Source organism: Streptomyces sp. NPDC097617 (genome assembly GCF_044761485.1).
GTDB lineage: Bacteria > Actinomycetota > Actinomycetes > Streptomycetales > Streptomycetaceae > Streptomyces.
Map to the genome: position 1 here is coordinate 391,154 of NZ_JBIWCL010000001.1, position 19,698 is coordinate 410,851.

Annotated in this window: 23 protein-coding genes; 16 read left to right on the forward strand and 7 right to left on the reverse strand. The window is 73.6% G+C overall.

Translation table 11 applies throughout. The features are described 5' to 3' along the window. Nucleotides 1-2 precede the first annotated feature (2 nt). Genes ACIQZO_RS01850 through hisF form a run of 5 tightly spaced genes read left to right on the forward strand, consistent with a single transcriptional unit; the run spans nt 3 to nt 2,698 of the window. Nucleotides 3-170, forward strand: coding sequence for a hypothetical protein (locus ACIQZO_RS01850; RefSeq protein WP_030009964.1), 168 nt, complete (start codon nt 3-5; stop codon nt 168-170). Then, nucleotides 167-817: an imidazole glycerol phosphate synthase subunit HisH gene (gene hisH / locus ACIQZO_RS01855; RefSeq protein WP_403618508.1), complete on the forward strand. Its 651-nt coding sequence runs from the start codon at nt 167-169 to the stop codon at nt 815-817. The genes ACIQZO_RS01850 and hisH overlap by 4 nt, the downstream gene beginning before the upstream one ends. Beyond that, nucleotides 817-1,548 (forward strand): bifunctional 1-(5-phosphoribosyl)-5-((5-phosphoribosylamino)methylideneamino)imidazole-4-carboxamide isomerase/phosphoribosylanthranilate isomerase PriA, encoded by a 732-nt coding sequence (gene priA / locus ACIQZO_RS01860; protein WP_403618510.1) that lies wholly within the window; start codon nt 817-819, stop codon nt 1,546-1,548. Before hisH ends, priA begins: the two co-directional genes overlap by 1 nt. Beyond that, nucleotides 1,545-1,946: a RidA family protein gene (locus tag ACIQZO_RS01865; protein ID WP_403618513.1), complete on the forward strand. Its 402-nt coding sequence runs from the start codon at nt 1,545-1,547 to the stop codon at nt 1,944-1,946. Before priA ends, ACIQZO_RS01865 begins: the two co-directional genes overlap by 4 nt. Beyond that, nucleotides 1,943-2,698: an imidazole glycerol phosphate synthase subunit HisF gene (hisF, locus tag ACIQZO_RS01870; protein WP_403618517.1), complete on the forward strand. Its 756-nt coding sequence runs from the start codon at nt 1,943-1,945 to the stop codon at nt 2,696-2,698. Before ACIQZO_RS01865 ends, hisF begins: the two co-directional genes overlap by 4 nt. A 76-nt stretch (nt 2,699-2,774) precedes the next feature. Here the strand turns inward: hisF and ACIQZO_RS01875 are convergent, their stop codons facing one another. After that, nucleotides 2,775-3,407 (reverse strand): TIGR03085 family metal-binding protein, encoded by a 633-nt coding sequence (locus tag ACIQZO_RS01875; RefSeq protein ID WP_403618520.1) that lies wholly within the window; start codon nt 3,405-3,407, stop codon nt 2,775-2,777. Nucleotides 3,408-3,499: 92 nt separating this feature from the next. On the opposite strand from ACIQZO_RS01875, the gene hisI reads away from it, so the two are divergent. The 11 genes from hisI (at nt 3,500) to lgt (ending at nt 12,740) form a co-directional block, all read left to right on the forward strand. Further along, on the forward strand, nt 3,500-3,868 hold the full coding sequence (gene hisI / locus ACIQZO_RS01880; protein WP_397735072.1) for a phosphoribosyl-AMP cyclohydrolase: 369 nt from the start codon (nt 3,500-3,502) through the stop codon (nt 3,866-3,868). Nucleotides 3,869-3,883: 15 nt separating this feature from the next. Further along, the gene (locus tag ACIQZO_RS01885; protein WP_403618524.1) at nt 3,884-5,374 is read left to right on the forward strand and encodes an anthranilate synthase component I; all 1,491 of its coding nucleotides are present in this window, start codon (nt 3,884-3,886) and stop codon (nt 5,372-5,374) included. Nucleotides 5,375-5,388: 14 nt separating this feature from the next. Further along, complete coding sequence (locus ACIQZO_RS01890; protein ID WP_403618527.1) at nt 5,389-6,063, forward strand: TIGR02234 family membrane protein; 675 nt, start codon at nt 5,389-5,391, stop codon at nt 6,061-6,063. A gap of 111 nt (nt 6,064-6,174) precedes the next feature. Further along, nucleotides 6,175-6,426 (forward strand): HGxxPAAW family protein, encoded by a 252-nt coding sequence (locus ACIQZO_RS01895; RefSeq protein ID WP_052872597.1) that lies wholly within the window; start codon nt 6,175-6,177, stop codon nt 6,424-6,426. A gap of 99 nt (nt 6,427-6,525) precedes the next feature. Next, nucleotides 6,526-7,035 carry a DUF2752 domain-containing protein gene (locus ACIQZO_RS01900; RefSeq protein WP_403618530.1) on the forward strand — a complete coding sequence of 170 codons (510 nt, stop codon included), beginning with the start codon at nt 6,526-6,528 and terminating at the stop codon, nt 7,033-7,035. Between the two features lie 172 nt (nt 7,036-7,207). Then, a complete protein-coding gene (gene trpC, locus ACIQZO_RS01905) occupies nt 7,208-8,017 on the forward strand; it encodes an indole-3-glycerol phosphate synthase TrpC (RefSeq protein WP_403618533.1) in 810 nt (269 codons plus the stop codon). 78 nt (nt 8,018-8,095) lie between these two features. Next, complete coding sequence (gene trpM / locus ACIQZO_RS01910) at nt 8,096-8,251, forward strand: tryptophan biosynthesis modulator TrpM (RefSeq protein WP_397735302.1); 156 nt, start codon at nt 8,096-8,098, stop codon at nt 8,249-8,251. Nucleotides 8,252-8,450: 199 nt separating this feature from the next. After that, nucleotides 8,451-9,722 (forward strand): tryptophan synthase subunit beta, encoded by a 1,272-nt coding sequence (gene trpB / locus ACIQZO_RS01915; RefSeq protein ID WP_403618535.1) that lies wholly within the window; start codon nt 8,451-8,453, stop codon nt 9,720-9,722. Further along, nucleotides 9,719-10,546 carry a tryptophan synthase subunit alpha gene (gene trpA, locus ACIQZO_RS01920; RefSeq protein WP_403618538.1) on the forward strand — a complete coding sequence of 276 codons (828 nt, stop codon included), beginning with the start codon at nt 9,719-9,721 and terminating at the stop codon, nt 10,544-10,546. Before trpB ends, trpA begins: the two co-directional genes overlap by 4 nt. 108 nt (nt 10,547-10,654) lie before the next feature. Further along, nucleotides 10,655-11,605: a DsbA family protein gene (locus tag ACIQZO_RS01925; RefSeq protein ID WP_403618541.1), complete on the forward strand. Its 951-nt coding sequence runs from the start codon at nt 10,655-10,657 to the stop codon at nt 11,603-11,605. 88 nt (nt 11,606-11,693) lie between these two features. Next, complete coding sequence (gene lgt, locus ACIQZO_RS01930) at nt 11,694-12,740, forward strand: prolipoprotein diacylglyceryl transferase (RefSeq protein ID WP_403619207.1); 1,047 nt, start codon at nt 11,694-11,696, stop codon at nt 12,738-12,740. Between the two features lie 71 nt (nt 12,741-12,811). Here lgt and ACIQZO_RS01935 read toward each other — a convergent pair whose 3' ends face one another. The 6 genes from ACIQZO_RS01935 to ACIQZO_RS01960 all read right to left on the reverse strand — a co-directional run bounded on the left by ACIQZO_RS01935 (nt 12,812) and on the right by ACIQZO_RS01960 (nt 19,684). Continuing rightward, nucleotides 12,812-13,627 (reverse strand): HpcH/HpaI aldolase/citrate lyase family protein, encoded by an 816-nt coding sequence (locus ACIQZO_RS01935; protein ID WP_403618544.1) that lies wholly within the window; start codon nt 13,625-13,627, stop codon nt 12,812-12,814. Next, nucleotides 13,624-14,817: a CaiB/BaiF CoA transferase family protein gene (locus ACIQZO_RS01940; protein WP_403618547.1), complete on the reverse strand. Its 1,194-nt coding sequence runs from the start codon at nt 14,815-14,817 to the stop codon at nt 13,624-13,626. The genes ACIQZO_RS01935 and ACIQZO_RS01940 overlap by 4 nt, the downstream gene beginning before the upstream one ends. Further along, nucleotides 14,814-15,725, reverse strand: a complete 912-nt coding sequence (rbsK, locus tag ACIQZO_RS01945) for a ribokinase (RefSeq protein WP_403618550.1) — start codon at nt 15,723-15,725, stop codon at nt 14,814-14,816. Before rbsK ends, ACIQZO_RS01940 begins: the two co-directional genes overlap by 4 nt. After that, nucleotides 15,722-17,284: an ADP-ribosylglycohydrolase family protein gene (locus ACIQZO_RS01950; protein WP_403619210.1), complete on the reverse strand. Its 1,563-nt coding sequence runs from the start codon at nt 17,282-17,284 to the stop codon at nt 15,722-15,724. Before ACIQZO_RS01950 ends, rbsK begins: the two co-directional genes overlap by 4 nt. 92 nt (nt 17,285-17,376) lie before the next feature. Further along, complete coding sequence (locus ACIQZO_RS01955; protein WP_403618553.1) at nt 17,377-18,522, reverse strand: ADP-ribosylglycohydrolase family protein; 1,146 nt, start codon at nt 18,520-18,522, stop codon at nt 17,377-17,379. Nucleotides 18,523-18,529: 7 nt separating this feature from the next. Then, nucleotides 18,530-19,684: an ADP-ribosylglycohydrolase family protein gene (locus ACIQZO_RS01960; RefSeq protein ID WP_403619213.1), complete on the reverse strand. Its 1,155-nt coding sequence runs from the start codon at nt 19,682-19,684 to the stop codon at nt 18,530-18,532. Between the last annotated feature and the right edge of the window lie 14 nt (nt 19,685-19,698).

Here is a 19,698-nt window from a genome sequence, read left to right on the forward strand (position 1 = left end):
CCGTGAACGGCCTGAACACGATCCTGATCGTCCTCGGCCTGTTCCTGGCCGGGGGCGTCTACTCCTTCCAGAAGCAGAAGATGCCCAAGTCGGTCATCATCCTGCTGGCCCTCGCCTCCGCGATGTGTCTCGCCGCAGGAGTCCTGCGAATCCAGGGAATTTGGGAATGAGCGCAGTCCGCCCCACCAAGAACGTCGTCGTCTTCGACTACGGCTTCGGAAACGTACGCTCCGCCGAGCGGGCCCTCGCCCGCGTCGGGGCGAACGTCGAAATCACCCGCGACTACGACAAGGCCATGGACGCCGACGGACTCCTCGTCCCCGGCGTGGGCGCCTTCTCCGCCTGCATGCAGGGACTCAAGGACGTCCGCGGCGACTGGATCATCGGCCGCCGGCTCTCCGGCGGCCGCCCCGTCATGGGCATCTGCGTCGGCATGCAGATCCTCTTCGAGCGCGGTATCGAGCACGGCGTCGAGACCGAGGGCCTGGACGAGTGGCCCGGCACGGTCGGCCCGCTCCGGGCCCCGATCGTCCCCCACATGGGCTGGAACACCGTCGAGTCCCCGGCCGACAGTCAGGCCTTCAAGGGCCTGGACGCCGACGCCCGGTTCTACTTCGTGCACTCCTACGCGGCGCGCGACTGGACCCTCGAGGTGACCAACCCGCTGATCCGCGCCCCCAAGGTCACCTGGGCCACCCACGGCGAGCGATTCGTGGCGGCGGTGGAGAACCGGGCCCTGTGGGCCACGCAGTTCCACCCCGAGAAGTCCGGTGACGCCGGCGCCCAGCTCCTCACCAACTGGATCGAGACCCTGTGATGACCGCACCCACGCTCGAACTCCTGCCCGCGGTCGACGTCCGCGACGGACAGGCCGTCCGCCTCGTGCACGGGGTGTCCGGCAGCGAGACGTCCTACGGGTCCCCGCTGGAGGCGGCCCTCGCCTGGCAGCGCTCCGGCGCCGAATGGCTGCACCTGGTCGACCTGGACGCCGCCTTCGGCACCGGCGACAACCGCGCCCTGGTCGCCGAGATCACCCGCGCCATGGACATCAAGGTCGAGCTGTCCGGCGGCATCCGCGACGACGTCTCGCTGGCCGCGGCCCTCGCCACCGGCTGCACCCGCGTCAACCTGGGCACCGCCGCCCTGGAGACCCCGGAGTGGGCCGCCCGGGCCATCGCCGAGCACGGCGACCGGATCGCGGTCGGCCTCGACGTCCGCGGCACCACCCTCAAGGGCCGCGGCTGGACCAGCGAGGGCGGGGACCTCTACGAGACCCTCGCGCGCCTGGACTCCGAGGGCTGCGCCCGGTACGTCGTCACCGACATCGGCAAGGACGGCACGCTGACCGGCCCCAACCTGGAGCTGCTGAAGAACGTCTGCGCCGCCACCGACCGGCCCGTCGTCGCCTCCGGGGGCATCTCCTCGCTCGACGACCTGCGGGCCCTGTCCGAACTGGTCCCGCAGGGCGTCGAGGGCGCGATCGTCGGCAAGGCCCTGTACGCCAAGGCCTTCACCCTGGAAGAAGCCCTGAAGGTGGTCTCCGCATGAGCAGCTCCCCCGACTCCACGGCCGACGTACGGCGCATCTCCTCCGGCGGTGCCTACGAGGACGTCATCGGCTACTCGCGCGCCGTGGCCCTCTCCAACGGCCTGGTCCTGGTCTCCGGCTGCACCGCGGGCGACGCGGGCGGCCCGTACGACCAGACGGTCAAGGCCTTCGAGGTCGCCTTCAAGGCCCTCGCCGAGGCCGGCATGGGCGCCGAGGACGTGGTCCGCACCCGGATGTACCTCACCCACGCCCGGGACGTGGAAGAGGTGGGCCGCGCCCACAAGCAGCTCTTCGACGCGGTCCGGCCCGCCGCGACCATGCTCATCGTCTCCGGCTTCGTCGACCCCAGCATGGTCGTCGAGGTGGAGGTCGAGGCGTTCAAGGCGGTGACCGCATGACCCTCGCCGTACGCGTGATCCCCTGCCTGGACGTGGACAACGGCCGGGTCGTCAAGGGCGTCAACTTCCAGAACCTGCGCGACGCGGGCGACCCGGTGGAGATGGCCAAGCTGTACGACGCCGAGGGCGCCGACGAGCTGACCTTCCTCGACATCACCGCGTCCTCCGGGAACCGCGAGACCACCTACGACGTGGTGCGCCGCACCGCGGAGCAGGTCTTCATCCCGCTGACCGTGGGCGGCGGCGTCCGTACCGCGGACGACGTGGACAAGCTGCTGCGGGCCGGTGCGGACAAGGTGGGCGTGAACACCGCGGCCATCGCCCGCCCCGAGCTCATCCAGGAGATCGCGGAGCGCTTCGGGCGGCAGGTGCTCGTGCTGTCCGTGGACGCGCGCCGCACCGCCGCAGGGACCTTCGAGGTCACCACGCACGGCGGCCGGCAGGGCACCGGCATCGACGCGGTCGAGTGGGCGCACCGGGCCGCGGAACTGGGCGCGGGCGAGATCCTGCTCAACTCGATGGACGCCGACGGCACCAAGGACGGCTACGACACCGAGATGATCGCGGCGGTCCGCAAGCACGTCACGGTCCCGGTGATCGCCTCCGGCGGCGCGGGCAGGCTGGCGGACTTCGCCCCCGCGATCGAGGCGGGCGCGGACGCGGTGCTCGCGGCGTCGGTCTTCCACTTCGGTGACCTGCGCATCGCGGAGGTCAAGTCGGCCCTCCAGCAAGCGGGCCACCCCGTCCGCTGAACCCGTCCCCGGGGGGTGCGGCCCGGCGCCGCACCCCATCGCCGGCGGGGCTCGAGGATCGGGGCCCCGCCCCGGGTCAGATGCCCAGTGCGGCCACCGTCAGCTTCGCGATGGCCTCCTTGTCGCCGTCGAGCGTCACCGCGGCAGCGTCCTGGCGGCCGAAGCAGAACAGCGTCAGCTCCCCCGGTTCCCCCGTCACCGTGACCACCGGCGCGCCCTTGTGGGCCACCACCGTCCGTCCGTCCGGGCGCCGCAGGACCAGGCCCACCGGCGAGCGGCGGCCCGTCAGGCGGGCCAGCTTCTCCAGCCGGGACCACAGGGCGTCCGAGAAGACCGGGTCCAGTTCCCGCGGGGACCAGTCCGGCTGGGCGCGCCGGACGTCCTCCGCGTGCACGTAGAACTCGACGGCGTTCGCCGCCTCGTCGATCTGCTTCAGCGCGTACACCGACAGCCTCGGCGGGCCGGTCCTGATCAACGCGATCAGTTCCTCGAACGGCTTGGCCGTGTACTCCTCCATCGCCCTGTCCAGGCGCGCCTTCAGCACGTTCAGCAGCAGACCGCCCGCCGCGTCCGGCCGCCGCTCCCGCACCACCACGTGCGCGGCCAGATCGCGGCCGGTCCAGCCGCCGCACAGCGTGGGGGCTTCCGGCCCGGCCGCCTCCAACAGGTCCGCCAGCAGCAGGCGTTCACGCTTCGCATGGGTAGACATGCGGGCCAGCCTACGGCCGGAACACGCCGAGCGCCCGCTCATCTGTCGGACAGGGATCATCAGCCCCCGCCGCGGCCCGGCACAATGTCCACATGAGTACGTCCCCCCGCCCCGGCAACCTCGACCCCGCCATCGCCGCGCGCCTCAAGCGCTCCGCGGACGGCCTGGTCCCGGCCATCGCCCAGCAGTACGACACCGGTGAGGTGCTCATGCTCGGCTGGATGGACGACGAGGCCCTGCACCGCACCCTGACCACCGGCCGCTGCACCTACTGGTCCCGCAGCCGCCAGGAGTACTGGGTGAAGGGGGACACTTCCGGCCACTTCCAGCACGTGAAATCCGTCGCGCTCGACTGCGATGCCGACACTGTGCTCGTCCGCGTCGACCAGGTCGGAGCGGCCTGCCACACCGGGGCACGCACCTGCTTCGACGACGATGTCCTCCTCCGCGCAGCCGACTAGGTAGGGTCCCCCGAAATGGATCTTGAGACGTTCCGCAAGCTCGCGGCCGACCGCCGCGTCATCCCCGTGAGCCGCAAGCTGCTGGCCGACGGGGACACCCCCGTCGGGCTCTACCGCAAGCTGGCAGCCGAACGCCCCGGCACCTTCCTCCTGGAGTCCGCCGAGAACGGCCGCTCCTGGTCCCGGTACTCCTTCATCGGGGTCCGCAGCGACGCCACCCTGACCGCCCGGGACGGCCGGGCGCACTGGATCGGCACCCCGCCCGTCGGCGTCCCCACCGACGGCGACCCGCTCGACGCCCTGCGCGCCACGGTCGAGGCCCTGCACACCCCCCGCGACCTCGCGGGCGCCATGCCCCCCTTCACCGGCGGCATGGTCGGCTACCTCGGCTACGACATCGTGCGCCGCCTCGAGCGCATCGGCGAGCACACCGGCGACGACCTGAAGCTGCCCGAGCTGACCATGCTGCTCACCTCCGACCTGGCGGTCATGGACCACTGGGACGGCACCGTCCAGCTCATCGCCAACGCCATCAACCACAACGACCTGGACTCCGGGGTCGACGAGGCGTACGCGGACGCCGTGGCCCGCCTCGACGCGATGGAGGCGGACCTCGCCCGGCCCGCCCCCTACGTGCCGGCCGCGCTGCCCGCCTCCGAGCTGCCCGAGTTCTCCGCCCTGTGGGGCGGCGAGAAGTACCAGGCGGCCGTCGAGGACATCAAGGAGCGCATCCGGGCCGGCGAGGCCTTCCAGGTGGTGCCCTCGCAGCGGTTCGAGACCCCCTGCCACGCCTCCGCGCTGGACGTCTACCGGGTGCTGCGGGCCACCAACCCGTCCCCGTACATGTACCTCTTCCGCTTCGAGAACGGCTTCGACGTGGTCGGCTCCAGCCCCGAGGCGCTGGTCAAGGTCGAGGACGGGCGGGCCATGGTCCACCCGATCGCCGGGACCCGCCACCGCGGCGCGACCCCGCAGGAGGACCACGAGCTCGCCGAGGAGCTGATGGCCGACCCCAAGGAGCGCGCCGAGCACCTGATGCTCGTCGACCTGGGCCGCAACGACCTCGGCCGGGTCTGCGAGCCGGGCTCTGTCGAGGTCGTCGACTTCATGAAGATCGAGCGGTACTCGCACGTCATGCACATCGTGTCCACCGTCACGGGGCGGGTCGCCGAGGGCCGGACCGCCTTCGACGTGCTCACCGCCTGCTTCCCGGCCGGCACCCTCTCCGGCGCGCCCAAGCCCCGCGCCATGCAGATCATCGAGGAGCTGGAGCCCTCCCGCCGCGGCCTGTACGGCGGCTGCGTGGGCTACCTGGACTTCGCCGGCGACTCCGACACGGCCATCGCCATCCGCACCGCGCTGCTGCGCGACGGGACGGCGTACGTACAGGCCGGAGCCGGTGTCGTCGCCGACTCGGTTCCCGAGCTGGAGGACAAGGAGTGCCGCAACAAGGCCGCCGCGGTGCTGCGCGCGGTGGGAGCGGCGAACCGCCTCCACAGCTCCTGAGGGCGTAGGGGATAGTGGGGTACGTGAGTGCCGTACCCCCACCCCGAACCGATGCCGACGCCGAGCCCGAGGCTCCGGACAGCAGAGGCGGCCGCCGCAGCGTGGCCATCGCCCTGCTGCTCGGCGCGCTCGGCGCCACCGTCGTCCTGCTCGCCTCCGGCCGGACCTGGGCCCGGGGCACCACCGCCCTCGGCAGTGACTCGCTCCAGCTGACCGCCGACGGGCGGGCCGTCACCGGCCTGCCCGCCGCGCTGGCCATCGTGGCCCTCGCCGCGCTGGTCGCCGTCTTCGCCGTACGCGGCAAGAGCCGGCTGCTGGTGTCGGGGCTGCTGGCGCTCAGCGGCCTGGGCGCGGCCCTGTCGGCCGTTCTCGGCGCCGACGGCCGCCGGGCCCTGGACGCGCAGGCCGCCCGTACGACCGCCGACAGTGCGGCGCACGTGGCCGGGCTGACCCAGACCACCTGGCCGTACGTCACGGCGGCGGGCGCGGCCCTGATCCTGGTCGCCGGGCTGCTGGCCCTGCGCTACGGCCGGAGCTGGCCCACGATGGGGGGCCGCTACGAGCGTGACGGCAGCCCCCGTCCGCGGACTGTCGCGGCGGTGGATCCGGACCGGCCGGAAGATCTGTGGAAGGCTCTGGACCGCGGCGAGGACCCGACCACGGACCCGGGCGCCGACCGGGCCCCCTGACCCGACCCCCCTGGACGGCGAGGCCGCCCGGTACGGGACAATGGTCGCCGAGCGTCCGACACAGGCCGCACGTTCGACACAGCAGCGCGACAGAGCAACGAGGAGCAACTCATGGCGGGCACGAGCCACGGACACACCCCGGCCGCCTGGACCGGTGTCATCATCGCCTTCATCGGTTTCTGCATCTCCGGCGCCTTCATGGTGATCGCGAACCCGCTCGGCTTCTGGGCCGGCCTCGTCGTCGTCGCGCTCGGCGGTGTCGTCGGACTCGGGATGCGGGCCGCGGGCATGGGCGCGCCGAAGCCCGCCCACAAGGACCTCGCCGAGGTCATCGCCGCCTCCAAGGTTCCCGCCAAGGTCTGAGCGCGCGAGGGGCGCGGTCGGCGGCGGCGCGGTCCGCGGCGACCGCGTCCGAAGTGATGCAGCCGAAAGGCGCGGCCCCGCCGGGCTGCGCCTTTTGCCATGAGCGGAGAGAATCAGCAGGTGGACGCCTCTCGTACCCCCGATGCCCCGCCATCACCGGCGCCCGTGCCCGCGATGCCCGCGGAGCCCGTGCGGCCGGCCGAGCGGTCGTCCCGGACCCGGCGGCTCGCCGCCCCGGCGCTCTACCTGGCCGGCGCCGTCGGTGCCTTCGCGTACGTGGGCGCCGTGGACCCCAACGAGCCCGGCCACTACCCGGTGTGCCCGCTGTTCCGGCTGACAGGGGTCCTGTGCCCGGGCTGCGGGGGCCTGCGCAGCGCGCACGCCTTCGCGCACGGCGATCTGATCGCTGCTTTCGGGGCGAATGCGCTCGCGGTCGCGGGCTATTTCGTCTTCGCGGGTTTCATGGCCCTGTGGCTGGTTCGCGCGTTCCGTGGCGGGCCGACCCCGAGGATCGTGCTGCGTCCGAAGTACTGGTGGGCGCTCGGGGCACTGGCACTGGTTTTCGTCATTGTCCGAAATCTCTCTTTCGGCTCCGCACTGGCGCCCTGAGCCCCTTGGGCAGGCCCTATGAAGCACGGATTCCGAATGTCCAGTTACTGGGACGCCGTCAACCGCGTGCGGAGGGCAACGCCTCCTGCGGATACCATTTGAATGCCGACCTTGTTGTTGTACGTGTCTGCAAGGCGGCCGACCGTCATCGACCCGGAAGGGGGCCGCTCGCGTGAGTGTGCTCGACGAGATCATCGAAGGGGTCCGCGAAGACCTTGCCGAACGGCAGGCCCGCGTGAGCCTCGACGAGCTCAAGGAGCGTGCCGCCAAGGCGCCCCAGGCCAAGGACGGCGTCGCTGCCCTGCGCGGCGACAGCGTCAAGGTGATCTGCGAGGTCAAGCGTTCCAGCCCCTCCAAGGGGGCGCTGGCCGCCATCGCCGATCCGGCCGCGCTCGCCGCTGACTACGAGGCTGGCGGTGCGGCGGTCATTTCCGTCCTCACCGAGCAGCGCCGATTCGGCGGCTCGCTGGCCGACCTGGAGGCCGTCCGCGCCCGCGTGGACATCCCGATCCTGCGCAAGGACTTCATCGTCACGGCGTACCAGCTCTGGGAGGCCCGCGCCTACGGCGCCGACCTCGCCCTGCTGATCGTCGCCGCCCTGGAGCAGGAGGCCCTCGTCTCCCTCATCGAGCGGGCCGAGTCCATCGGTCTCACCCCGCTCGTCGAGGTCCACGACGAGGAGGAAGTGGAGCGCGCGGTCGCCGCCGGCGCCAAGATCATCGGCGTCAACGCCCGCAACCTCAAGGACCTCAAGGTCGACCGCTCCACCTTCGAGCGCGTCGTCCCCGAGATCCCGGACCACATCGTCAAGATCGCCGAGTCCGGCATCCGTGGCCCGCACGACCTGATCGCCTACGCCAACGAGGGCGCCGACGCCGTCCTCGTCGGGGAGTCCCTGGTCACCGGCCGCGACCCGAAGTCGGCCGTGGCCGACCTCGTCGCCGCCGGCGCCCACCCCGCCCTGCGCCACGGGCGGAGCTGACCCGTACCCGTGACCCACGACCTCCCGTCCGTCCGCAAGCAGACCCCGCCGCCGGCAGCCCGCCGCGGCGCGGTCGGCGTGCCGACGGCGCACGCGCCCCTGGCGCGCGGCTGCCGCCCCCGCGGCTGCCGCGCCCCGGCCCGGCGCGTGCACGGGCGGCGGGTGCGGTACGTGATCGGCTCCGAGCCCGGTCAGGTCAACGGCATGCGATGGCGCCGCGGAGGCGCGCTGTAACGAGGGCCGCCGCCCGGTACGCGAGACGTACCGCGCGAGCGGTCCCGTACGGCCTGCTGTCCCGGGCCGCCGGCTCCGGACGCGGGCCGTCCCGCACCGTACGCGCACACATCCCCCAGCGGGGTGTGCGCGCGGCTTGCGGGCGGCGCAATACGGTGAAGACACCCGCCGCATCTCGCACCCGTAGGAGCACTGGCACATGTCCAGCGAGTTCTTCATTCCGGACCCGGAGGGTCACGTCCCCAACGCCGAGGGCTACTTCGGCGACTTCGGCGGCAAGTTCATCCCGGAGGCGCTCGTCGCCGCCGTGGACGAGGTCGCCGTCGAGTACGAGAAGGCCAAGGGCGACCCGGCCTTCGCGGCCGAGCTCAACGACCTCATGGTCAACTACACCGGCCGCCCGAGCGCCCTCACCGAGGTGCCCCGCTTCGCCGAGCACGCCGGCGGCGCCCGGATCTTCCTCAAGCGCGAGGACCTGAACCACACCGGCTCGCACAAGATCAACAACGTGCTGGGCCAGGCGCTGCTCACCAAGCGCATGGGCAAGACCCGCGTCATCGCCGAGACCGGCGCCGGGCAGCACGGTGTCGCCACCGCCACCGCCTGCGCGCTCTTCGGCCTCGACTGCACCATCTACATGGGCGAGGTCGACACCCAGCGCCAGGCCCTCAACGTGGCCCGCATGCGCATGCTGGGCGCCGAGGTCATCGCCGTGAAGTCCGGCTCCCGGACGCTGAAGGACGCCATCAACGAGGCGTTCCGCGACTGGGTCGCCAATGTGGACCGCACCCACTACCTCTTCGGCACGGTCGCGGGCCCCCACCCCTTCCCGGCCATGGTCCGCGACTTCCACCGGGTCATCGGGGTCGAGGCCCGCCGCCAGATCCTGGAGCGCGCCGGCCGGCTGCCCGACGCCGTCGCCGCGTGCGTCGGCGGCGGCTCCAACGCCATCGGCCTCTTCCACGCCTTCATCCCGGACGCCGACGTCCGCCTGGTCGGCTTCGAGCCCGCCGGGCACGGTATCGAGACCGGCGAGCACGCGGCCACGCTGACCGCCGGCGAGCCCGGGATCCTGCACGGCTCCCGTTCGTACGTCCTCCAGGACGAGGAGGGCCAGATCACCGAGCCGTACTCCATCTCGGCCGGTCTGGACTACCCGGGCATCGGCCCGGAGCACTCCTACCTCAAGGACTCGGGCCGCGGCGAGTACCGCGCGGTCACCGACGACGCGGCGATGCAGGCCCTGCGCCTGCTCTCGCGCACCGAGGGGATCATCCCGGCGATCGAGTCCGCCCACGCCCTCGCCGGAGCCCTGGACCTGGGCAAGGAGCTGGGCAAGGACGGCCTGCTGGTCGTCAACCTGTCCGGTCGCGGTGACAAGGACATGGACACCGCCGCCCGCTACTTCGACCTGTACGACACCGACGGTGAAGTGGCCGACAACGAGTTCTCCGAGGGGGACGACAAGTGAGCGCCACGCACGGGCACGGCAACATCGAGCTGCTGAGCGCCACCCTCGCCAAGGCGAAGTCCGAGGACCGTGCCGCCCTCGTCGCCTACCTCCCCGCCGGCTTCCCGACCGTCGACGGCGGCATCGAGGCGGTCAAGGCCGTCATCGCCGGTGGCGCGGACATCGTCGAGATCGGCCTGCCCCACAGTGACCCGGTCCTCGACGGGCCGGTCATCCAGACCGCCGACGACATCGCCCTGCGCGGCGGAGTCAGGATCGCCGATGTGATCCGCACGGTCCGCGAGGCGCACGAGGCCACCGGGGCCCCGGTCCTGGTGATGACCTACTGGAACCCCATCGACCGCTACGGCGTCGAGCGGTTCACCTCCGAGCTGGCGGCGGCGGGCGGCGCCGGCTGCATCCTGCCCGACCTGCCGGTGCAGGAGTCCGCGCTGTGGCGCGAGCACGCGGACAAGCACGGTCTGGCGACCGTCTTCGTCGTGGCTCCCAGCAGCAAGGACGCGCGCCTGGCCACCATCACGGCGGCCGGCTCCGGCTTCGTCTACGCCGCCTCCCTCATGGGGGTCACCGGCACCCGCGAGTCCGTCGGCAACCAGGCCGCCGACCTGGTGCGGCGCACCCGCGCCACCAGCGACCTGCCGGTCTGCGTCGGGCTCGGCGTCTCCAACGCCGTCCAGGCCAAGGAGGTCGCGGGCTTCGCCGACGGAGTGATCGTCGGCTCGGCCTTCGTGAAGCTGCTGCTGGACGCGCCGGACCTGCCGAGCGGGCTGGAGGCCGTACGGGCGCTGGCGGGCGAGCTCGCGCAGGGCGTACGCCGCAGTTGACGCGCGTTCGATCGCGTGCGCGAACCTCTGATCGGGTTCTGTAGCCCGATCGGGTGGAAGTACGGGCAGGGAGGCACGCGAGTGCCTCCCTGCTTCGTTTGGCGGAACGTGAGCGAGAAGAACGACGGTGCGAACCGCGATGCGACGAAACGATCGGCCCGGGAACGGCTCCAAGCGGAGCGAGAGCGGCAGAAGACCCGGGACAAGCGCCGGCGGACCCTGATCGTGGCGTCGGCGGTGGTCGGCGTCCTCGGCCTGGCGACCGTCGTCGGCGTGATCGCGGCCAACACCGGCAAGGACAGCAGCGCCAAGGGCGGCCCGGTCGTCGCGCCCTCCGGGGCCACCGGCAAGGACGCCCTCGCCATCCAGACGGGCAGGCCGGAGGCCAAGTCCACCCTCACCGTCTGGGAGGACTTCCGCTGCCCCGCCTGCAAGGCGTTCGAGGACAACTATCGGGACACCGTCCACGAGCTGGAGGCCAAGGGCCTGCTCAAGGTGGACTACCACCTGGTCACCCTCATCGACGGCAACATGGGCGGCAGCGGCTCCCTGAAGGGGGCGAACGCGGCGGCCTGCGCGCAGGACGCCGGCAAGTTCTCCGAGTACCACGACGTCCTGTTCCAGAACCAGCCGCAGGAGGTCGACGACGCCTACGGCAAGAACGCCAGGCTGCTGGAGCTCGCCGGCAAGGTCAACGGGCTGGACACCCCCGAGTTCCGCGCCTGCGTCGAGGGCGGCACCCACAACAGCTGGGTGGGCAAGTCGCAGGAGGCCTTCCGGGCCGGAAAGTTCCGGGGCACGCCCACCGTGCTGCTGAACGGCAAGGACATCTTCTCCGACCAGGCCAACCAGGTGACCCCGCAGAAGCTGAAGGAGCAGGTGGAAGCCGCCGGCGGGGTCGTGAAGCCGTCACCGTCGGCCGGCGCCACGTCCGGATCCGGAGGGAAGAACGGGGCCAAGGCCTCGCCGTCCGCCTCGCGGACCGGCTCCGGAGGATCGTCCGGCACGGCCTCCAACCGGTCCGCCGGCGGGTCGTCGAACGGCTCCTCGCAGAACTGACCGACACCTGTTCCATGTCTGGATTTGGTTTCTTCTTGCCGGGCGGGTTGCGGTTCGTACCGCCCGGCAAGGTAGCGTCATGTCTGCCATGGACCTTGCTTACATCCCCAGTCCGTCGACCGGCGTGATCCATCTCGGACCGATCCCGCTCCGCGGCTACGCGTTCTGCATCATCATCGGCGTCTTCGTCGCCGTCTGGCTCGGCAACAAGCGGTGGATCGCGCGCGGCGGAAAGCCGGGCACGGTCGCGGACATCGCCGTGTGGGCCGTGCCCTTCGGCCTGGTCGGTGGTCGCCTCTACCACGTGATCACCGACTACCAGCTCTACTTCGGCGAGGGCCGCAACTGGGTCGACGCCTTCAAGATCTGGGAGGGCGGACTCGGCATCTGGGGCGCCATCGCGCTCGGCGCGGTCGGTGCCTGGATCGGCTGCCGCCTGCGCGGTATCCCGCTGCCGGCCTGGGCCGACGCCCTGGCCCCCGGTATCGCGCTGGCCCAGGCCTGCGGGCGCTGGGGCAACTGGTTCAACCAGGAGCTCTACGGCCGGGCCACCGACCTGCCGTGGGCGGTGGAGATCACCGCGGGCCCGAACCGGGACGCCGGCACCTACCACCCGACCTTCCTGTACGAGTCGCTGTGGTGCGTCGGTGTCGCGTTCCTGGTGATCTGGGCCGACCGCCGCTTCAAGCTCGGCCACGGACGGGCCTTCGCCCTGTACGTCGCCGCGTACTGCGTCGGCCGCGGCTGGATCGAGTACATGCGCGTCGACGAGGCGCACCACATCCTGGGCCTTCGCCTGAACGTCTGGACCTCGATCGTCGTCTTCGTGCTGGCGGTCGTCTACCTGGTGCTGTCGGCGAAGCTGCGACCCGGTCGCGAGGAGATCGTCGAACCGGACCGGGACGCCTCGGGCACCAAGGGCGGCGGCAAGGACGGTGACAAGGCGGGTGACAAGGCGGCTTCGGCCGACGCGGACGCCATCGCCGGGGACAAGCCCTCGGACACCGACGGATCCGCCGCCGACGAGGCCGGGGCCAAGGTGAAGGCGGCCGTCCTGACCAAGGGCGAACGCGAGCCCGAGCCCGCCAAGGCCGATCCCGGCACGGCGCAGCCGGCCGAAGGCGCAACCCCCTAGCGGGAACGCGCCGACCCGAACGGTTCGAGAAGGGGTGCCGCCACGCGGCACCCCTTTTTCGGATTCTCGGATCAGCGGGCGGCCATGCGCGCGGCGAGCGCGAGGGTGCGGTGCGCCGCGGCCACGACCGCCGGGTCCACGAACCGGCCGTCGGGCAGGGCCAGCGCCCCAGGGGTGGCCCGGGCCGCGCTCAGCACCTCCGAGGCCGCGCTGACCTCCTCGGGCGCCGGCAGATAGGCCCGTTCGATCACCGGGAGCTGGCGTGGGTGGATCGCCGCCCGGCCGAGGAAGCCCAGGGAGCGGCCGCGGGCGCAGGAGACGGCCAGCGACTCCAGATCCCGGATGTCGGGGAACACCGACTGCGCCGGGGGCGCCAGCCCCGCGGCCCGGGCCGCGACCACGACCCGGGAACGGCACCAGTCCAGGCCGGTCTCCGCGCTGACGGCCAGATCGGCCCGAAGGTCCGCCTCTCCGAGGGAGAGCCCGCGCAGGGCGGGGTGCGCGCGGGCGATGTCGTAGGCGCGCTCCACGCCCACCGCCGATTCCAGCAGGGCGTGCAGGCTCACCCCGCCCGTGCGGTCCGCGACGGCGCTGATCTGGTCCGGGGCGTTGATCTTCGGCAGCCGCAGCCCCGCCAGGCCGTGCAGCCCGCCCAGAGCGGTGAGGTCGGCGCCGCCCCAGGGGGAGTCCAGGGCGTTCACGCGGACGTGCACGGGCAGCGGAGGCCGATCGGCCAGCAGCTCGGCGGTCGCCGCGCGGGCGTACTCCTTGCGCGAGGCCGGAACCGCGTCCTCCAGGTCGACGATGACGGCGTCCGCCCCGCAGCCGAGGGCCTTGGCGACGACCTCCGGACGATCGCCGGGCGCGTACAGCCAGGTCAGGATCACAGGGCTCCCTCGGTCCGCAGTGCGCTGATCTCGTCCCCGCTCAGGCCCAGCTCGGTCAGGACCTCCTCGGTGTCCGCGCCGTGCGGGCGGCCCGCCCAGCGGATCCCGCCGGGGGTCCCGGAGAGCCGGAAGAGGATGTTCTGCATGCGCAGCGGGCCCAGCTCCGGATCCTCGACCTCGGTGACCGTGTCGAGGGCCGCGAACTGCGGGTCGGCCATCACGTCCCGGACGTCGTAGACCTGCGCGACGGCCGCCTCGGCCTCCTCGAACGCGGCGACCACCTCCTCGGCCTTGTGCCGGGCGATCCAGCCGCCGACCGCCTCGTCCAGCACGTCCGCGTGCCGGGCCCGCCCGGCGCCGGTCGCGAACCAGGGCTCGGAGATCAGCTCGGGCCGGCCGACCAGCCGCACGACCCGCTCGGCGATGGACTGCGCGGAGGCGGAGACCGCCAGCCAGCGCCCGTCGGCACTGCGGTAGGTGTTGCGGGGGGCGTTGTTGGTGGAGCGGTTGCCGGTGCGGGGCTGGACGTAGCCGAGCTGGTCGTACCAGAGCGGGTGCGGGCCGAGCACGGTGAGCATCGGCTCGACGATCGCCAGGTCCACGACCTGTCCGTGCCCGGTACGGTCGCGGCCGGCGAGGGCGGTCATCACCGCGTACGCGCAGGTCAGCGCGGCGATCGAGTCGGCGAGGCCGAAGGGCGGCAGGGTCGGCGGCCCGTCCGGCTCCCCGGTCATCGCGGCGAAACCGCTCATCGCCTCGGCGAGCGTGCCGAAGCCCGGACGGTGCGCGTACGGGCCGTGCTGGCCGAAGGCCGTGACGCGGGCCAGGACCAGCCGCGGGTTGGCGGCGGACAGCTCGGGCCAGCCCAGCCCCCATTTCTCCAGGGTGCCGGGGCGGAAGTTCTCGATGACCACGTCGGCGGTGGCGGCGAGCCGCAGCAGGGTGTCCCGGCCGCCCGGAGCGGACAGATCGAGGGTCATCGTCCGCTTGTTCCGGCCGAGCAGCTTCCACCACAGGCCGATGCCGTCCTTGGCGGGGCCGTGGCCGCGCGAGGGGTCGGGGCGGCCGGGGTGCTCGACCTTGACGACCTCGGCCCCGAAGTCCCCGAGCAGGGTGGCGGCCAGCGGCCCGGCGAAGAGGGTGGCGAGGTCGAGCACCCGGAGCCCTTCCAGCGGTCCGTTGCTCGTCACGAGGTGGCCCCGGACCGCGCCGCGGCGAAGGCGTCGGTCTCGGCGCGGGTCGGCATCGAGGCCTGGGCGCCGTGGCGCTGGACGGACAGCGCCGCCGCCGCCGAGGCCCAGCGCAGCGCCCCGGGCATCGGCCGGCCCTCGCCCAGGGCCACGGCGAGGGCGCCGACGAAGGTGTCCCCGGCGGCGGTGGTGTCCACCGCCCGGACCCGGGGCGCGGGCACGGTCAGCGGATGCCGGCCGCGGGCGGCGTACAGGACCCCGGCCGCGCCGAGGGTGATCACCACCTCGGGCACGTCGGCCAGCAGGGCCTCGGCCGCCTGGAGGGGGTCGGTCAGCCCGGTCAGGGCGGCGGCCTCGTGCTCGTTCGGGACGAGGAGGTCGGTGGCGGCGAGCAGATCGGGCGGCAGAGGCTGAACGGGGGCCGGGGTGAGCACCGTACGGACGCCGCGGGCGCGGGCGGCGCGGGCTCCGGCGAGGACGGCGGAGAGGGGGAGTTCGAGTTGGAGGAGCAGGGAGCCGGCGGCGGCGATCCGGGCCTCGTCCCCCGCCTCCAGGCCGGTGACGGAGGCGTTCGCGCCGGGGATGACGATGATGCTGTTGCCGCCCTCGTCGTCCACCGTGATGTGGGCGGTGCCGCTGGCGCCCTCGACGGTGCGCAGGGGGGCGGTGTCGACCCCGGCCGCGGTGAGCGCGGAGCGCAGCCGTACGCCGAACTCGTCGGCCCCGACCGCGCCGATCATCACCACCTGTCCGCCGCACCGGGCGGCGGCGACGGCTTGGTTGGCGCCCTTGCCGCCGGGGAGCGTGCGGAAGGCGCGGCCGGTGACGGTCTCCCCGAGGCGGGGGGCCTTGGGGACGTAGGCGACGAGGTCCATGTTCGTACTGCCGAGCACGGCGATGGCCGTCATGAGCGTGCTGCCTCCTGTGCGGTGAGGTGGGCGAGGGCGTCGAAGCCGATGCCGTCGAAGCCGGGGACGCTGCTCGCCAGCCGGTTCTTGAGCGGGGCGGTCCAACGGTGCGGGACGGCGTCCGGGGAGCCGGCGAGCAGTCCGGCGAGGGCTCCGGCGGTGGCCCCGTTGGAGTCGGTGTCCCAGCCGCCGGACACGGCGCGGCAGACGGAGCGGGTGAAGTCCCCGTCGGCGTGGGTGAGGGCGGCGGCGATCAGGGCCGTGTTGGGGACGGAGTGGACCCAGTGGTAGTGGCCGTAGCGGGCGTGCAGCCGGTCGACGACGAGGTCGAAGTCCGCCTCCTGGCCGGCCGTGCGGATCCCGAAGCGGACGGCCTCGGCGAGGCGGGAGCGGGGCGGTACGACGGCCAGGCCGGCGCGCAGCGCAGTGTGGACGTCCGCCCGGCCGGTGGCGGCCTCGGCGGTGGCGGCGGCGACGAACAGGGCGGCGTAGACGCCGTTGCCGGTGTGGGTCAGGGCGGCGTCCCGGTAGGCCTGGGCCGCTGCGGCGGCCGGGTCGCCGGGGTTGGTCCAGCCGTGGACGTCGGCGCGGATGAGGGCGCCGATCCACTCCCGGAAGGGGTTGTGGTGGGTGGCGGTGGCGGGGGGCTCCAGCCCGAGGAGGAGGTTGCGGTAGGCGATGCGCTCGGCGGTGAAGGTCCGCCCGGCCGGCAGCTCGTCGAGCCAGAGGCGGGCCACGTCGGCGGTGGTGAAGGCCTTGCCGTGCCGCTGGAGCAGGAGCAGGCCGAGGAGCGGGTAGTTGAGGTCGTCGTCCTCGGGCATGCCGTCGATGTTCTCGGCGAGGGAGGTGGGGGCGGAACGACGGTTCCAGGGGTGGGCGGCCAGTACCTCCGGGGGGACGCCGCGGGCGGTGAACCAGTCGTCCAGCGGCCAGTTGCCGGCGGCGCGGGCGAGGGCGCGGATCCCGGCGAGCGGCAGCTTCTCGACGGGCTTCCCGAGCAGGCACCCGACGGCCCGCCCCAACCATGCGGCCTCCAGCCGTGCCGCCGGCCGGGGGCCCGGCCCCGGGGGCTCCGCCGTGCGGTCCGGCCCGGCGGCGAGGACGGCGGCCAGCCGGGACCCCTGTCCTGCGGCCGGCGGCCCGGACGCGCCCTGCGGACTGCCTTCTGCTGCGCCGGGCGGGGCGTGGCCGGGGGCGGGTGCGGCGAGCCGCGGGGGTGCCTGCCCTGCGGGCGGTGGCGCGGGCGGTCCCTGCGGGCTGACCGCGGGCGGGGGAGCGGCGTCCGCCGGGGGCCAGGTGGCTCGGATGGCTTCCCAGGTCTGCGGGTCGTCGGCTCCCGAGGGGGCCGGGAGGTTTGCGAGGGCGTCGAGGAGGCGGGAGGCCAGGGCGCGCAGTTCCGGCGGGGCCGGGGCGCAGGAGGACCCGGCGCGGTCGGGGGCGGGGTGGCCGCCCGCCGCGAGCCAGGCGCGGAGGGCGGGGGCCGGGTCCCGGCCGTCCTCGGCCGCCTGGCGCAGCTCGTGCCCGACGAGGTCCTCGGGCTGGGCCCAGGTGAGCCGCAGGAGCCCGCACGCCGGGCCCGGCCCCGGGGCCGGTACGCCGCGGGACTCCGGCGCTCGGACGGGGGCGGCCGGAGAGGGCCCGGCGGTGCCCGTCACCGGTCTGCCGCGATCGCGGCGAAGGCCGACTCGTGGGAGCGGCGGCGGGAGCGGTCCAGGGCGAAGACCTCCCGGGCCACCGCGGCCAGTGCCACGGCCGGTGCGCGCAGGTCGAGCCGGCTGGCCTCGGAGACCTGCTTGGCCCAGGCGGCCGGGACCACCGCCTCGCCGCCCAGGGCCCCGGCGATCGCCCCCGCCATGGTGGCGATGGAGTCGCAGTCCCGGCCGTAGTTGACCGCGCCGAGCACGGCCGTCTCGTACCGTCCGTCGGCGACGAGCAGCATGCCCAGCGCGATCGGGAGTTCCTCGATCGAGTGGAGGCGGGACGGGCGGCGGGCGTCGAGCGAGGGGCTGCGGTAGTCCGGGCCGACCGAGTCGTACGGGGTCACCGCGGCCCGCAGCGGGGCCAGCGCCGATTCGAAGTCCCGGTGCCCGGAGGCCACTTCGCGCACGGCCTCGATCGCCGCCCGCGTACCGTCCTTCGCCAGGGACAGGGCCGTGTCCACCACCGAGGCGGCCGTCGCCCCCGGCACGCACGCGGCCGCCACCGCCGCCGCGAACACCCCCGCCGCCTCCCGCCCGTACGAGGACTGGTGCGTACCGGCGATGTCCAGCGCCTCCGCGTACGCGCCCGCCGGATTGCCCGCGTTGGCGATGCCCACCGGAGCCATGTACATCGCCGCGCCGCAGTTGACGATGTTGCCGCTGCCGGCCTCGCGGGGGTCGACGTGCGCGTAGTGCAGCCGGGTCACGATCCACTTCTCGGCGAGGAAGATCCGCTGCAACGGCAGTGCCTCGGCCTCCAGTTCCGGGATCCAGCGGGGGGTGGACATCAGGTCGGGGACAAGGTGCTCGGCGATCGCGTAGGCGTCGAGGTGGTCGCGTACGGCCTCGTAGACGCGCACCAGCGCGTGCGTCATCAGGGTGTCGTCGGTGACGTGCCCGTCGCCCTTGTGGTACGGCGCGATGGGGCGGGCCGTGCGCCAGTTCTCGTGCCAGGGGCCGACGATGCCGTGCACCCGGCCGCCGTGCCGTTCCACGATCTGGTCCGGGGTCCAGCCCTCCACCGGGCCGCCCAGCGCGTCGCCGACGGCGGCTCCGAGGAGAGCTCCCAGTGCCCGGTCCTCCAACGTGAGCGTCATGTCCGAATCATCCCTTGGGTGAGGTGAGTTCCGTGGCCGCGAGGAGTGCGGCGAGTTCCACGAGATCGGTACCCGCGAGGCGGGGGAGGGCGCAGCCGGAGAGGGTGCGGCAGGCCTCGCGCCAGGCGGCGGGGATCGAGTCGCCGCCGCCGAGCACGCCGGTCAGCGCGCCGGCCAGGGCGGGGGCGGAGTCCGCGACGCGGGACAGGCAGGCGGCGGCCGGGACGGCCTCGGTCATCCTGCCGCGGGCGGCGGTGGCGAGGGCGAGGGCCACGGGGACGGTCTCGGCGGCGGCGATCCCGTAGCTGTAGACGTGGTCCACGATCTCGTGTTCGAGGGTGGGGACGATGGCGAAGGCGCCGCCGTCCTTGTGGGTGCGGGCGAGCCGGACGGCGTGCCGGGCGTTGCGGCCGATCTCGGTGCCCTCGGGGAGCTGGGCGAGGGCGGAGTCCACGGCGGCGTCCACGTCCGCGGTGGCGAGGGCGGTGGCGATGGCGGCGGCCATGGCGCGGGCGCCGTGCACCCCGTCGCCGTCCTGGGTGTAGCGGGCGTCGAACTCGGCGAGGTCCGCGGCGGCGCGGGCGTCGCCGGGGTGCACGACGGCGAGGACGCAGGCGCGGACGCAGGCGGCGTCGTCGAAGTAGTGCGGGTTGTCGTGACCGGTGGCGGGCGGGCGCAGGCCGGTGGCCAGGTTGCCGAGGCCGGCGCGGACGGAGATCCGGGCGCGGAGGGGGAGTACGGCGGACTCCACCTCGGGCGCGCGGTCCGCCGCCGCGGCGACCTCGGAGGCCAGGGCGTTCCACGCGAGGTCGATGGCGGCGCGCATGCGGCGGGACCGGGAGAGGTCGCTGAGCAGCACCCCGGCGGCGGTGAGCACGGACTCGGCGACGAAGGCCGCCCATTCGGCGTCGTCGGACGGGCCGAGGCGGAGCGGTTCGGGGGGCTGGTTGAGGGCGATGGGGACGGGGAGGGTGGTGGTGGCATTCTGCTCGGCGAAGGTGTCGAGCTCGCGGGTGAGGCGGCGGGTCCACTCGGGCATCCGGCTGGCGCGGTGGCGGGCGGCGGGCCACCCGGCCGCGTCGCCCGCGGCGAGCCCGAGGAGGAGGCCCTCGATCCGCCGGGCCCCTGCGGGGGGCTCGGCGGACACCTCCCGGGGCCGGATCCCGGTCCCGGTCT

Excerpts from the sequence above, each read along its gene's own strand:
- hisH (WP_403618508.1), top strand. The coding sequence starts at position 167 with ATGAGCGCAGTCCGCCCCACCAAGAACGTCGTCGTCTTCGACTACGGC.
- priA (WP_403618510.1), top strand. The coding sequence starts at position 817 with ATGACCGCACCCACGCTCGAACTCCTGCCCGCGGTCGACGTCCGCGAC.
- ACIQZO_RS01865 (WP_403618513.1), top strand. The coding sequence starts at position 1,545 with ATGAGCAGCTCCCCCGACTCCACGGCCGACGTACGGCGCATCTCCTCC.
- hisF (WP_403618517.1), top strand. The coding sequence starts at position 1,943 with ATGACCCTCGCCGTACGCGTGATCCCCTGCCTGGACGTGGACAACGGC.
- ACIQZO_RS01875 (WP_403618520.1), bottom strand. The coding sequence starts at position 3,407 with ATGTCTACCCATGCGAAGCGTGAACGCCTGCTGCTGGCGGACCTGTTG.
- hisI (WP_397735072.1), top strand. The coding sequence starts at position 3,500 with ATGAGTACGTCCCCCCGCCCCGGCAACCTCGACCCCGCCATCGCCGCG.
- ACIQZO_RS01885 (WP_403618524.1), top strand. The coding sequence starts at position 3,884 with ATGGATCTTGAGACGTTCCGCAAGCTCGCGGCCGACCGCCGCGTCATC.
- ACIQZO_RS01895 (WP_052872597.1), top strand. The coding sequence starts at position 6,175 with ATGGCGGGCACGAGCCACGGACACACCCCGGCCGCCTGGACCGGTGTC.
- ACIQZO_RS01900 (WP_403618530.1), top strand. The coding sequence starts at position 6,526 with ATGAGCGGAGAGAATCAGCAGGTGGACGCCTCTCGTACCCCCGATGCC.
- trpB (WP_403618535.1), top strand. The coding sequence starts at position 8,451 with ATGTCCAGCGAGTTCTTCATTCCGGACCCGGAGGGTCACGTCCCCAAC.
- lgt (WP_403619207.1), top strand. The coding sequence starts at position 11,694 with ATGGACCTTGCTTACATCCCCAGTCCGTCGACCGGCGTGATCCATCTC.
- rbsK (WP_403618550.1), bottom strand. The coding sequence starts at position 15,725 with ATGACGGCCATCGCCGTGCTCGGCAGTACGAACATGGACCTCGTCGCC.
- ACIQZO_RS01955 (WP_403618553.1), bottom strand. The coding sequence starts at position 18,522 with ATGACGCTCACGTTGGAGGACCGGGCACTGGGAGCTCTCCTCGGAGCC.